The 13,554-nt window shown below is 27.3% G+C and carries 13 protein-coding genes; all 13 read right to left on the bottom strand.

From position 1 onward, the window contains the following. Window positions 1-5 precede the first annotated feature (5 nt). Window positions 6-1,118, bottom strand: a complete 1,113-nt coding sequence (gene mobP2, locus H8S20_RS16650; RefSeq protein WP_186860791.1) for a MobP2 family relaxase — start codon at window positions 1,116-1,118, stop codon at window positions 6-8. Between the two features lie 13 nt (window positions 1,119-1,131). Continuing rightward, window positions 1,132-1,539: a hypothetical protein gene (locus tag H8S20_RS16645; RefSeq protein WP_186860790.1), complete on the bottom strand. Its 408-nt coding sequence runs from the start codon at window positions 1,537-1,539 to the stop codon at window positions 1,132-1,134. A gap of 293 nt (window positions 1,540-1,832) precedes the next feature. Continuing rightward, on the bottom strand, window positions 1,833-2,663 hold the full coding sequence (locus tag H8S20_RS16640; protein ID WP_186860789.1) for a hypothetical protein: 831 nt from the start codon (window positions 2,661-2,663) through the stop codon (window positions 1,833-1,835). Window positions 2,664-2,690: 27 nt separating this feature from the next. Next, window positions 2,691-3,851 carry a C40 family peptidase gene (locus H8S20_RS16635; protein ID WP_243177741.1) on the bottom strand — a complete coding sequence of 387 codons (1,161 nt, stop codon included), beginning with the start codon at window positions 3,849-3,851 and terminating at the stop codon, window positions 2,691-2,693. A 31-nt stretch (window positions 3,852-3,882) separates the two neighbouring features. Beyond that, window positions 3,883-4,590 (bottom strand): hypothetical protein, encoded by a 708-nt coding sequence (locus tag H8S20_RS16630; RefSeq protein ID WP_186860788.1) that lies wholly within the window; start codon window positions 4,588-4,590, stop codon window positions 3,883-3,885. 1 nt (window position 4,591) lies between these two features. Then, window positions 4,592-6,487: a VirB4 family type IV secretion system protein gene (locus H8S20_RS16625; protein ID WP_186860787.1), complete on the bottom strand. Its 1,896-nt coding sequence runs from the start codon at window positions 6,485-6,487 to the stop codon at window positions 4,592-4,594. Between the two features lie 94 nt (window positions 6,488-6,581). After that, window positions 6,582-7,238, bottom strand: coding sequence for a TraC-like domain-containing protein (locus tag H8S20_RS16620; protein WP_186860786.1), 657 nt, complete (start codon window positions 7,236-7,238; stop codon window positions 6,582-6,584). Between the two features lie 41 nt (window positions 7,239-7,279). Then, on the bottom strand, window positions 7,280-7,549 hold the full coding sequence (locus H8S20_RS16615) for a DUF5592 family protein (protein ID WP_156627246.1): 270 nt from the start codon (window positions 7,547-7,549) through the stop codon (window positions 7,280-7,282). An 18-nt stretch (window positions 7,550-7,567) separates the two neighbouring features. Beyond that, window positions 7,568-10,333 carry a pLS20_p028 family conjugation system transmembrane protein gene (locus H8S20_RS16610; protein ID WP_186860785.1) on the bottom strand — a complete coding sequence of 922 codons (2,766 nt, stop codon included), beginning with the start codon at window positions 10,331-10,333 and terminating at the stop codon, window positions 7,568-7,570. A 7-nt stretch (window positions 10,334-10,340) separates the two neighbouring features. Continuing rightward, on the bottom strand, window positions 10,341-12,569 hold the full coding sequence (locus tag H8S20_RS16605; RefSeq protein ID WP_186860784.1) for a VirD4-like conjugal transfer protein, CD1115 family: 2,229 nt from the start codon (window positions 12,567-12,569) through the stop codon (window positions 10,341-10,343). A 46-nt stretch (window positions 12,570-12,615) separates the two neighbouring features. After that, window positions 12,616-12,852, bottom strand: a complete 237-nt coding sequence (locus tag H8S20_RS16600) for a hypothetical protein (protein ID WP_186860783.1) — start codon at window positions 12,850-12,852, stop codon at window positions 12,616-12,618. A 2-nt stretch (window positions 12,853-12,854) separates the two neighbouring features. Next, the gene (locus tag H8S20_RS16595) at window positions 12,855-13,139 is read right to left on the bottom strand and encodes a hypothetical protein (RefSeq protein ID WP_186860782.1); all 285 of its coding nucleotides are present in this window, start codon (window positions 13,137-13,139) and stop codon (window positions 12,855-12,857) included. 5 nt (window positions 13,140-13,144) lie between these two features. Then, window positions 13,145-13,315, bottom strand: coding sequence for a hypothetical protein (locus tag H8S20_RS16590; protein ID WP_186860781.1), 171 nt, complete (start codon window positions 13,313-13,315; stop codon window positions 13,145-13,147). Between the last annotated feature and the right edge of the window lie 239 nt (window positions 13,316-13,554).

The following is a 13,554-nucleotide window of genomic DNA, read 5'->3' as shown; positions in this document are numbered from 1 at the left end:
AATCTCTACCTTTCATTTTCAATTTCTCTTTCTAATCTCTCATAAGCCATTTGATTTTTAACTTGTTCAAAATCCTTATCAAATACCTTTTTTAATTTGTTAATATCCCTCTTTGTTAATATTACTGTTTTACTTTTGTATGAATATAATAAACTTTCATTATTATTTTTTACCACCTCCTTTATTTCTTTAAGAAGTGTATTTCCCATTCTAGTATAAAGTTCATCAATTTTATTTTTCTTATAATCTTTATATCTAAAGGTTTCACCTTCTCCATACAATTCTTTTAAATATTCTGTCTCTTTATCAAGTAAATCTTCTAGCTTTTTAAATTCTTCTTTCTTATAATTATCAACATAATATTTTGTTAATTCATCTAATAAAGGTCTAACTTCACTTAATGAATTATAATTATAGTGCCATTGTCTTTTATCTTCAGGTAATTTTTTTATTATTTCTAAAACCATTCTTTTCATTTCCATATCCTTATGAAATGAAAAATCTTTTTTACTATCAATAATATTTTTTCTTATTATATCATTTATTTCTTTTTGCTCTCTACTTCTATCTATAAGATTATTAGCAAATTTACTTTTCATATTGATTAATGTTTTAGGCTTTCTTTTTCCTCTTTCCCTACTAGGATTTACTTCTACACTTGCAACATGAACATGGATATTATCAGTATTATAGTGAAGTGATCCACTCCAAAGTAAATTATCAAACCCTTCTTTTTTAATTAATTCATTCATTGAGCTTCTAACTGCTTCAATTATTTTTTTCTCATTTAAAACACCAGTTTTTTTATCATATAAACCTTCTTTTTCAAGCCATTCATTATCAAAACTAAATACATCTTGCCACATTAAACTTTCATTCTCTTGTGCAATAGAAAAATAGTTCTTCAAAGCTTTTCTTTCATATTCATTTAAAAAATCTTTATCTGCTGTAAATAAATTTCCCGACTTACTTGGATTATCCATATAGTCATTATAGAGTGAAAAATCTTCAAACTTATAATTTCTTACTGCTTCTTCTCTATCTATATAATCTATATATTTAGAGAACTTTTTACTATTGCTTTGAATCCATCTAACCTTATGAACTATACCTACCATAATTTTTTATCCCTTAATAAGTTCTATCTAGTTTAGCAACTCTTTTACTTGCAATTCTTTTCTCTACAAACTCTGTTGCATTATCTATCGCTTTACATTTAATATCACCAGTAGTTGCTAAAAGTTTATATCCTGACTTCACAAATAAACCATTAAGTAATTCGATTATAATTTGAGTATTTTTATCAGATTCATTACTAGCTTTTTTTATTCCTAATAGTTCAGCCTTTAATTTCTCTGAAAGCTTTTCTCCAATCAAATTAATCATAACTTCTGTAGTTATATCTGAATTATTTCTATGTTCTCTTATAATTAATTCTAAAGCTTCACTATTATATTTTAAATGATTCTTTTCCTTAACTTCCTCTATATACTCAATATTTTTTTCACTTAGTCTATAATGTTTTTCCATCTTACTCATAATAAAATTTACACTCCTTTATCTACTAAGGACGTTGTCCTCGCTAAAGCTCACCTATAAACTTTAAAAAGTTTAATCAAACTTACCTATAATGAAATATTAAATATCTTTAGTTGGAAACTAAATCGGAAGATATTTAATAAGAGCATAAGGGGAAACTGCCCCCAAAATAATTGGGGGACTAGGCAAAGCCTAGTGTTTCCTTGGGTACAAAAAAATTCCCAAAACGCCCAGTTTACGCCACTTAAACGCCACAGAAACGCCACAAAACATCCCAAGTTGATACATATTTTTTATTGGTAATTTTTCATTTTTTCTTCTAACTTTTTGATTTTTTCTTCATACTCTTTGCATTTTTCACTTTCAATTTTTATTTCACTTTCTAGCTGAACAATACTTGATTGATTAGACTTTATTGTATTTTCTGTTGCTTCAAGTTCACTTTCAGTTTGATATTCTTTGTCATTTTCTAGTGTAGTTATATTTTCTTTAAATAAATTTATTTTAGAATTTTTATCTGAAATTACTGTATTTATTTCTTCTATTTCTTTTTGAATATCTTTAATTTCATTTTCAATAACCTCGACTGTATATTCATTTATTCCTTTCTCTTTTAAGTCAGTATTAATATTTATATCTCTTACATCAGAATATAATTTAACACTTCCTTTACTCTCTCCATCAGTATTTTTATCTAATACAGTTAATGAAAGAGCTTCCCATTTCATTGCTACCTTTGTAGTTATTATATAATCACTATTAGTTATTTTTGTTACTTTACTAGGTATAATTTGAGTTGGATTTGTCTTTTCCCTTACTTCAAAATCTAAATTTACTTTTTCATTTAAACTTTGATTTTTAACCTTAATGGTAAATTGAACTAATCCATTTTCATTGTTATATTGTCTATCCTTTAATGTAACTACTACACTATTTAATGGTATTTCTTTATTAATTTCTGTACTCATTAAACTCATTTCTTTATTAAAAAGAATGTTTGATGATAGAAAAAATAAAACTCCAATTATACAAATTGAAGCTAAAAAATAATATCGTATTGATTTATTCTTATCAAATTTTTTCTTTATCTCATCTACCTTAGCTTGTATATTTTCTTTATTCAAACTTCCCACCTTCTTTACTTTATTAACTTATTCAACAACCCTTCTAACTCGTCCATTAAATGTTTCTGTCCAATATGGATTGTTTAAATCTGCTATTTCTACTCCCCTAGTAGGACCATCATGTATAAACTTTCCACCACCTAAATAAACAGCAACATGACCATTAATTGTATAGGTATCAAAAAATAATAAATCTCCTCTTTTCATATCCTTTGGATTTATTTCCTTACCCATATTAACAAGTGAAAATGTTACTACACTTGCTCTATCTCCAAGCTGAACTCCTGAACTTGCATACATATAATGAACAAATGAAGAACAATCAAAACGACCAGCCAAAACATCTTCTTCCGTTCTTCCTCCACCCCATACATAAGGTGATTTTCCTACCCACTTCATTCCAGCTTCAATTGATTTTTCTATTATTTCATTACTACTTCCTAATAATCCAACACTACGAAATTCCATAGCATACTTAAATACTTTATTAGGATAATCATGTTGAGCTTTATCTAAATCTACACTCATTCCATAACCAGGACCACCATTATAACAAGCAAAAACTCTCCTTAATGTATCTTTAAAATCTTTATCATTTTCGCTTCTATCCCAACCAACTAGCTTCATATTTTCATTATTATTGTAATCTAATCTCTCTACTTTATTTTGCATATACAGAACATAATTGGTGTAATATCTCATCTCATATGCACCAGCAAATATTTGAGCTTTAGGATCATTTAGATATATATTCCACATATCTTCAGATGTTGAAAAGTTATAACCACCTTTTCTATAAGCATCTCCTAATCCCATATCAATTAAATATTTCCATAAGTCTTTACCCGTTGCTATATCATATTTTTGAATTTGCATCATCCCATACGCTCCACCGTATGAAGCATTAGGATTAAAATTACTTTCTTGTTTTGCAACTGCTGCTAATACCCAATTAGGAACATTAAATATACTAGCTGCTTCATTAAAATAAGGTACAAAATCTTTAGGTACTCCTAATGCTCCAATATCAGTAATAAGTCCTCCACCACCATCAGTTTGAAATTCTTGTGCCTTAAAAAGATACATAGTTACAGAACTTACTAATATTAAAAAGCTAATTGTTATTACTCCTACACTTGATACTAGAAGCTTACTTACTTTTTTTATTAACTGCTTTTCTTTTTCCAATAGCACCACCAACTTTTTTGTATTTTAACTCTTATATAACTCTGTAACTAACTACTTTATACTTATCATTGATCTTTAATAATTTAACTTCATATGAACTTCTTCCTGAGTTTGCTACTTGATCGTATTGGTCAACTACATTCCATTTAACATAAACATCAAATAAAATATAATCATTCTCATATTCATTTTCTTTCTCATATGACTGTACTTCTTCAATCACTTTTTTCTTAATATCTTGATTTTTACCAAGATACATATATAAAGCTTCTACCTCTGGTTTTAATTCATCTGCAACATATTTAACTGCTAATTCTACTGTTTCTTTTGGCTTCTCTATGTCAAAACTTTCTATGGCTTGTACAAAATTTTCAGCTACATTTTTTGCTTTAATTCTTTCCTTTAAGGAAAATTTGCTTTCATTAAGAAGATTATTATTTTTTTTAATTTCTTCATCTGAACTTCCATTTGATATTGTGCTTTTAAATCCTTTTTCTACAACAATATCTTCTTCCATAAAATTATTTTCCTTATCTGACTTATCTAGTTCTTTATCTAAGTCATAAATGTTCTCACTTAGCTCATTAGAATTATTAGAATTTTCATTAGGCTTTTCTTCAAGATTATTTGAAGATTCTTGTTTATTTTTTATATCATGAATTAAATCTTTTCCTACAAATATTACTGATAAAACTCCTATTAATATAAAAACAGCTATTATTAATTTTTTAAATTTCATACTAAGCACCACCCTTAAATAAATCTAATTCTTTACTTGTAACCTCTATTCTGAACTTTATATTTTTAAATCCATTGATCGCTAATATACATTCACCTTTTCTAAAGAAAGGTACTCCTTCAATTTCACTCTCTGTTAATTGACCATCAAAAATATCCATTAAAGCTTTTTTAGAATTATTATCTTGTTGCATAATAAACTTATATTGAGTTAATTCAAAAAGAGTTTTTATCTTTTGTAATGCTTCACTCTCTGCATTTTCAGGAACAACATCTCTAATACTTTGAGTTGCAAATATAAGTCCTGCAAAGTATTTTCTTGCTTCTCTTTCAAAAGAAATTAAATAATCAACTGCCATAATATTATTGGAATTTATGAACTTATGAGCTTCATCAATTAAAAGAAAATACTTTTTACTATCTTCAAAACTAATCTTTCCATCATCATATAACTTCTTAGCTGGAAGTCCTTGTTTTAAAGCATTATTCCATAACAGTGTCATTATGTTAAATGTTTGAGCGTTGAATATTCTTTTATCAAATTGAGTTAAGTTTTTAACTGCAAAACTTACTATTTGTTCATCATCAAAATTACTTATAGATGAATGTCCATTGAAAAGAGTTCCATAATCTCTTACCATACTTTCAATATTTAATATTATTAACTCTAATCTCTCTTGCTTTGTTGAAGTTAGATTCTTCTTTATAATTGCTCTCTCCACATCTTCATAAAGTTCATTTTTCGTATATTCCAATAACTGCTCCATTATTGGATATTCTGTAATTTCATAAGTAGTAGCTTTTTTTCTATCTATTCCACAACTTCTATAGAAATCACTTAAAAGTCTTTCAAATTCTCTTATTTCTGATTGCTCTGCTGTCGGAGAAATAAATTGATATAACATTGAAACTTTACTTAAATGAAGCATATAACTTTGTTCTTCTAATACCTCATTTGTTTCTTCATCAACTACTGTTGCGAATATCTGTAGTGGATTTATAATACCGTCTGTACCATCTAAAGCTATTACTTTTCCCCCTAAAGCTTCAACTAAAGTTTTAAATTCACCTGATATATCTAAAACTCTAATTGTGTTATTTACTATTGCATTATCCATCATCAACTTTTTTAATAAAGTTGATTTTCCCGAACCCATAAGCCCTACTATTAAAGCATTAAATGATTTTCTATAATCATTCCTAGTAAAAATATCATATAAGACATTTCCACCAGTATAAGTTCTACCTAAGTATTTTCCAGTTGGATCATTAAGTTCTGTAAAGTGAAAAGGATAGCCACCACCTAAAAATATTGAAGGTAACGGCTTTCCTACTCTCTTATTTGTATAATATGTTTGTTCTGTTGCACTTGAAAATAATGACTGCCATTCATATTCTTGCTCATTGATACAAACTGCACCCCTATATCCTAAGTTTTGCAACCTAATTAATATATCTTTAATCCTTATATCTAATTCTTCTAAAGTTAAAGCTGATACATAATATCTTACAGTTACAAGTTTTATTATTTCCTCATTTTGAGTAATATCTTCTACTAATGCTTGTAATTTACTAATCTCTGATGTAGCTTTTATTCTGTCAATATTACTTGGAGCATCACCAGCTCTTGTAATCTGCTCTGTAATAGACCTATTAATTTTTTCTAATATCTTATCTTGATTTTCTGTGGAAACATCTATTGTTGTTGTTACATCTTCAAAATTCAATAAATCTTCTAACCAATAATCATTAACTTGTGTTTTAAATTCATATATTCTTATACAAGATTCGTACCCATCACCCTTGATAATAGCTCTTTCCGAAAAACTAATACCACCAACTGGCTGAATTGCTGTTAAAAGGTATGGGTTATATTCTATATTTTTTCTTAATCCCATTCTCTTTCCTCCTAAAATTAAAAAAATAAAAAGATACTAAATTTTTAAGTTTAGTATCTAATTTCAAATTACCTATATTGTTTTTTGCACATTCTTACATAAGTTTTGTATTAGGATTATTTAACTTGAACAATATTTTAAGTTTCTTTTCAATATCTAAAGGTTTTAATTGGATTGCTATATTTTGATTCCTTAATAATAATCCTTTAACTTCTTCCTTATTATCAGTATCTTTAATAAAAATCATTATATAAAATTCTTTATTTTGTCTATTTTCTTCAAGGAATATTAATTGATCTAATTTCTCTTTTAAGAAATTAGCATAAATCTCATTATCACATTCTTTTAACTTCTTTTCTAAAAATCTCTGCTGCTTTAATGTATTTACAGGAAACTTCATTGATATAAGTTTAAAATCATATACATATCCTCGTAAAAATGATACGAAACTATATATGTGCATTTTTCTTTCAATCTCATTTAATGAATATATGTCCTTACTATCTATTTGAAATATATCAATATGTCCCATTTGGGTTACTATGCTATCATCATCATCTGCATCTTTAAAAGGCAATAACTCTTTAGTTGTTAGTAAAACCTTTTTATCTTCTTTTCTTATTTCTTTAAGCTCTTTTTTCTTTAGCTTCTTTTTTTCCTTTAATAACTTCTTTTCTTCCTTAGTTAATTTTACCTTTTCTTTCTTTATATCCTTTTTTATATTTATATTTTCAAATTTTTTTATTGCCATAAAATCCTCCAATCAAAAAGGTGTCCTTGAGGGACACCTATCTATTCTCTAGCATAAGCTTTTTTATTTCTTATTAAAGCATAATATATACTTTGAAATTTTCTTTTTTCAGGATTTATGCTACTCTTACTAGTTAATATAATAGAAATAGTAAACATAAATAAATAGTAAGGTACAATTAATGGGGTATATACCAGGGAACTTAATGCCCAGGATATAATTAATACAGAACCTACAAAAACTATATCAAACAAATATAAACTCTTAGTAAACTTCATTGATGATGAAATTTCCTTTGGTAATACATACATAAATTTCACCTACCTTATTTAAATTTTATTTTTCTTACGTTTTATATTCCACTTATTAGTTGAGTTTTTTCCTAAGTTATATGATCTATTTAAATCATCAATAAATTTCGATGATTTAACTTTATCTTTTGCATACTCACCAATAGTTCTATTTTCCATTTTTCCAACTAAATTTTCTTCTCTTGTTTTATTATTTGAATTATCAAATTTTGAGTTAGAAGTATTGTTAGCTTCTTTTGGTCTAATATTTTCAAATCCATTTTTAGAATTAATATTATCTGAATTAGTAGAATTTGAATCTTTACTCTTTCCTATTTCCGTATTTAAGGAATCTTTAGGTCTTACACTATCTACATTACATCTATTAGGATTTATGTCTTTATTATCGCTTATTTCATCATTTAAGCCACCTTTAGGTCTTACCACATCTAAGTTACCATTATTATGGTTTATGCTCTTATTATCGCTCATTTCATCATTTAAGCTACCTTTAGGTCTTATACCATCTAAGTTGCCCTTATTAGGGTTTATGCCCTTATTATCGCTCAGTTCATCATTTAAGCTACCTTTAGGTCTTACCACATCTAAGTTACCCCTATTAGGATTTATGCCCTTATTATCGCTCATTTCATCATTTAAGCTACCTTTAGATCTTATACCATCTAAGTTGCCCTTATTAGGGTTTATGCCCTTATTATCGCTCATTTCATCATTTAAGCTACCTTTAGGTCTTACCACATCTAAGTTACCCCTATTAGGATTTATGCCCTTATTATCGCTCATTTCATCATTTAAGCTACCTTTAGATCTTATACCATCTAAGTTGCCCTTATTAGGATTTATGCCCTTATTATCGCTCATTTCATCATTTAAGCTACCTTTAGGTCTTATACCATCTAAGTTGCCCTTATTAGGGTTTATGCCCTTATTATCGCTCATTTCATCATCTAAGCTATCTTTAGGTCTTACACTATCTAAGTTACTCTTATTAGTGTTTATTCCTTTTATTTGTTGCATATCTCCTTCAATATCATTATTATATTTAGGGTTATTAATATCTTTAGGAGTATCTATATTCTTATTAGCAATATCATTATTTGGATTTATATTTTTATTTTTGTTCATTTCTTCTTCAATATTATTGACATTCATATTATTATCTCTATTTCTATTAATATCTTTCATATTCTTTGAATTAATATCATTAGGAATAGCCTTATTATTGTCAGTATCATTATTCGGATTTGAATTTTTAGCTCTATTCATTTCTTCTTCGATACTATTTAGATCACCATTTTTATTACTATCTTTTAAGCTATCAATATCTTTATTGTCAACAATATTATTTGAATTTCTATTCTTGGATCTATTCATTTCGTCCTCTATGTTACTAATATTATCATTATTAACTTTTTCATTGTTTCCTGGTTCTTTTGACTTATTATCAGCAACATTAGGATTCTCATTTTTATTACTATCTGAATTTTTCATATCTTGTTCTATATCATTGTTACTTACATTATTCTTATCATTATTATTCTTATCTGTATTATCATCATCATTAATAATATTGCTATTCTTGTCTTTACCAAACATACCACTCAATGCTCCTGCTCCCATACTTGCACCTAATGCAGTAGCCTTTCCTAAACTCTTAACTCCTTCTGATAATGAGCTTAGACCATTCATAGCTCCCTTACTTAAACCATATCCAGCCATAACTGCTGACCAACCATTCTTTAATCCCGCATCAATTCCTAATATTCTTTCTATGATATTAGGACCATCTATAACAGCTATACTTCCACCAACAAGTACAATCATTTTTGCTACTCCATTAGCACTTAGTCCAGCATTTCCTAAGCTTGTACCTAACCAAGAACTAAATATAACGTATAACTTGGTCATTATTGCAGTTGAAAATATAACTATAAACATTGAAAATATATGTTTTATTATTTCCTTTAACTTTTTGCCATCTCCAATATCAGCAAAAGCGAAAAGAGTTGCAAGTAACTTATTAAATGCTAATTCAAATATTAACCTTGCTACTTTTAATCCAATACAAATAAGAGTTATTCCCATAGCTCCTAAAGTAACTATTATAGATAAAAAATCTATTCCATATCTATAATATTCTTCATCAATTTTAAACCATCCTGTCTCTAAATCTTCAAGCTTTTTATTTCCATTCTTATCAAATCTAATTTTCTTTCCTAAAACAGCTTTATTATTAACTTCATCTAAATCTATAGTTTCATTTGCATCTACTGTAAGTATTTCACTAGACTTTATACTATTTTTATTATTTAAATCAAATCCATTTGAATCTAAATAATATAAATCATATATATTATTTTTAATTAATTCATTAGCTGAACTTGTATATTCACTTGCTACATCTTTAACAGCTATACTTGTCATGTTATCTAGCTTTGTCATTAAAGTTGGTAATAATACTAGAATAAGAATAGAAAATAAAATATTAGATGGTAATTCCCCTCTATTCTGCTTTCTATTAAACATTATCTTAAAACCTAATATTCCTATTGATATAGCAAGAATAACCCATACTAACGGTTTATACTTATCTATTAAGGAAGTTACTTCAGGAGAATTAAAGAATCCATTTATATTGTAAATTTTAGTTACAGCCTTCTCTATACTATTAACTAATAACGATAATAGCGTTACTATCTTCCACAATACCCACCTAATACAGTTACTAATTATACCAGCCATTTCAAGGATATTATTCTGCATTAATTTTTCTAATATCTCCAATACTCAATCACCCCACTCTATTACTTTTTAGTCTAAGTTCTCCTTTATCTATATATTTTTTTAAATCCTCTATATCATAGTCATTGTAATATTCATTTAAAATCTCTTTAACTTCTGACCATCTCATATTAAAATCAACTTCTAAAGTAACTTCTTCATCAACAGTCATTTCAATTTTCTTATTTATATCTAAAACTTCATCTATTGTTAGTATTTCATTTACCAAAATATCTTTAAGCTTTTCATTTTTACTAATTTTAGCATCTTCAATCCCTTTTTCTCTTACCATACTTTGTACTAAAGGCTCTTTACTTTTTATATTTCTATATAGCAATAAATCTTCAAGATTTACATCACTATGTAAAGTTTCAACTTTTTCATTTATAAGATTTTTAGTATTATCAAAGAATTCTCCTAAATATTCATACCTATATTTAAGAGTATGATCAGCAGTATTAAATATAGGATATGGTCTAATCTTGTTACCATTTAAATCCCTTCTTTTAGTACCCCTAGCAATAACTATTTCTCCTTCTTCCAAGTGCATTAATTCATCTACTGTTAATATTTTTCTAGCATCTACACTTTCCGTTTGATGTTTTGTCATATCAAAAATTTCTCCACTTCTTGAATAAGTAACAATAGTCTTATCACCTAAAAGTTTTGAAAATTCTTCAGCCGTTTCCACTTCATTAGTGAATATATAAAACTTATTGGAACAATTACCAAGTATAGTCTTATAATCATCACCATATAATTTTTTTAATTGAGATATTGCTTGAATAACTAAATTGAATCTTATATTTCTTCCTAAACAAACAGTTACTATATTAGCCATACCTTCTATAACTGGCATATTTCCAAATTCATCTAGTAAAAATATTACTTCTCTATCACATTTTCCACCTGGTCTTAATGAAGCTTCTTTTGCTAAAACATAATATAATTGTCTTACAAAAATACTAGATATAACATGATTTGAACAATCATAGTCAGGTGTAACCATAAATAACGCTACAGGTCTATCATCATTGCTGGTAAATCCTATATCTTTTAAATTAATAGAATTTTTTGATGTTAATTTTGCTATTTCATCCATAGTGAATATTTGTAACTCTGACATTGCAGTAGCAAATATTCCTCCCCTAGTTGTACCCTTAGAGAAATTAGATGTTGCATATTGCATTTTAGCAACAGACTTACTATCCAATCCTTCAAAATATTTATCAAGTTCATTTTTTCCAGTTACATCTTCTTTAGAACCTAATTCTGACAACATATTTGCTACTGTATAAAGCGTTATTTTTTGTAACTCTCCACTTTTAATACATTCATCACAAACTGCTAAAATTAAAGCATTAACCAAACTCATAGCCGATGTTTGCCAAAATGGATCTTTAACACCTGGTTTATAATACAATGTATAAGTTAATGTCTTAACCAAACTTTGAGCTGTACTATAATCTTTTTGTTTATATGCATCTATTATTAATTGCAAAGGATTATAACTCATTGAGTTCATAGGTTTTAATAAATTTAATATTTCAACTCTATATCCTCTATTTTCTAATATCTCCTTTGATGCACTATAAAGTTCCCCTTTAGGATCGTTTACCACAAGTGATGACTTTATACCCGCCCTTGAATATAAATCTATAGTTGGAAATATATACAACTCCCCTTTACCACTTCTAGTAGTCCCTATTATCAAGTTATTAGTTGGGCTATCATCTATAAAAATCTTATCTTTATATCTACTTACAATAACCCCTCCACGCCCTTCATATCCTCCATTTAAACGTTCCTTATCACTTTCCACTTCATCTACTGCCCTATATTGTTCTTTTATTTCATCTAAAGTTGCAAATCTACTATTTCCCTTTTGTCCATCTCTTATATCTTTAAATGAAGCTTTTATATTAAACACTAATTTAAATAAAACTACTCCCGTTAGAACATATGCCAGTAAATAAAGTAATGGATATGATAAGTTAGGCATTAATATATTCCAAATTAAATTAAACCTTTTTTCTAACCCAGTTGCTAATAAAAATAAACCATCAATTGAGTTTGAAATAAGATTCACAAATAAAGTTACTAAAATAAATATTATTATTATTGCTGATGAAAGCATTTTTTTATCAGCAATTCTTCTAATCAACTTCATTTCTTTATTAGCTTCTTTTTCTTCTAATAAACTTTGAAGCTCACTCTTTATATCTTTAATAAATTTCATTTAATCACCCTTTATTCTTAAAGGGGAAGTTGAAACTTCCCCTTATTTAAAATGTTATCTTCATCTTTAAGAATGAAGCGATAGCTGAAGCTCCTAGTATAAATATAAGTCCTATTGCTCCACCTATATACCAAGGTTTAGCTTTTCTTAATCCTTCTGCTCCACCAAATATTTGTTGGAAACCACCAACACCGAAAGCTATTGCTGAAGCTGGTATTCCTAAAAGTTGCATCCAACTAATAACTTCATTCCCCATATTTACTAATTGTTGTATAACATCCATTTTTATTCCTCCTGCAATCTATCTTTTTTTATTGTTTCTTCTAAATCAATTAAATTTTCATTACAAAACTTATCTAACACTAAAGTGTTATATTCTAATTGCTTTAGCATTTTTTCAAATAATATGTTGTACTGACTATCATGTTCTTTTATCTTATCTAGTAATAGAAATTCCCTTTCTAAATATACTTTTAGAAACTCATTTCTACTTTTATATCCTAGATCTTTTGCCTTTTCATCAATACTTGAAACTGCTGCTTTTGAAATTCCTCGTATTTTAATTTCCAATGCAATTAATCACTCATTTCTTTTCTTAAATTTAAGCTTTCCTTTAATAGCTTTGAGTTTGCAAAGATAACCTTTGTGTGCTGTTCATTTAGCCATTCTTCATATGTTTTTCCAGTAACCTCGATTATGGATACTGCTATTTCTTTTATGTCCTTATCAAGCTTTTCTCCAGCCATAAACACCACCTCCTTTCAATAAAAAAAGAACTTCTTGGCTATTGCCTTTCAGAAGCTCTTTTACTTTAAAATATTTATATTAAAAAGGTGTCCTTCGGGAACACCTTTTATTTCTGCTTATTTTTGAATTGCGAATAAAAAAATACTGTAAATTCATTTTTGAATAATACAGTATTTTTATCATATTTTTAGTTTTCTTCTCTTTATCTCTTAAATAAGCTAATCAATAAACTGGAATT

The sequence above is a fragment of the Clostridium hominis genome (assembly GCF_014287825.1).
Lineage (GTDB): Bacteria > Bacillota > Clostridia > Clostridiales > Clostridiaceae > Clostridium > Clostridium hominis.
Note: the sequence above shows the minus strand (reverse complement) of the source record. Positions and strands in the feature narration are given on the sequence as shown.

Bases quoted from the DNA above. Each gene is read 5' to 3' on its own strand.
- mobP2 (WP_186860791.1), bottom strand. From the start codon at position 1,118: ATGGTAGGTATAGTTCATAAGGTTAGATGGATTCAAAGCAATAGTAAA.
- H8S20_RS16645 (WP_186860790.1), bottom strand. From the start codon at position 1,539: ATGAGTAAGATGGAAAAACATTATAGACTAAGTGAAAAAAATATTGAG.
- H8S20_RS16630 (WP_186860788.1), bottom strand. From the start codon at position 4,590: ATGAAATTTAAAAAATTAATAATAGCTGTTTTTATATTAATAGGAGTT.
- H8S20_RS16625 (WP_186860787.1), bottom strand. From the start codon at position 6,487: ATGGGATTAAGAAAAAATATAGAATATAACCCATACCTTTTAACAGCA.
- H8S20_RS16620 (WP_186860786.1), bottom strand. From the start codon at position 7,238: ATGGCAATAAAAAAATTTGAAAATATAAATATAAAAAAGGATATAAAG.
- H8S20_RS16615 (WP_156627246.1), bottom strand. From the start codon at position 7,549: ATGTATGTATTACCAAAGGAAATTTCATCATCAATGAAGTTTACTAAG.
- H8S20_RS16605 (WP_186860784.1), bottom strand. From the start codon at position 12,569: ATGAAATTTATTAAAGATATAAAGAGTGAGCTTCAAAGTTTATTAGAA.
- H8S20_RS16600 (WP_186860783.1), bottom strand. From the start codon at position 12,852: ATGGATGTTATACAACAATTAGTAAATATGGGGAATGAAGTTATTAGT.
- H8S20_RS16590 (WP_186860781.1), bottom strand. From the start codon at position 13,315: ATGGCTGGAGAAAAGCTTGATAAGGACATAAAAGAAATAGCAGTATCC.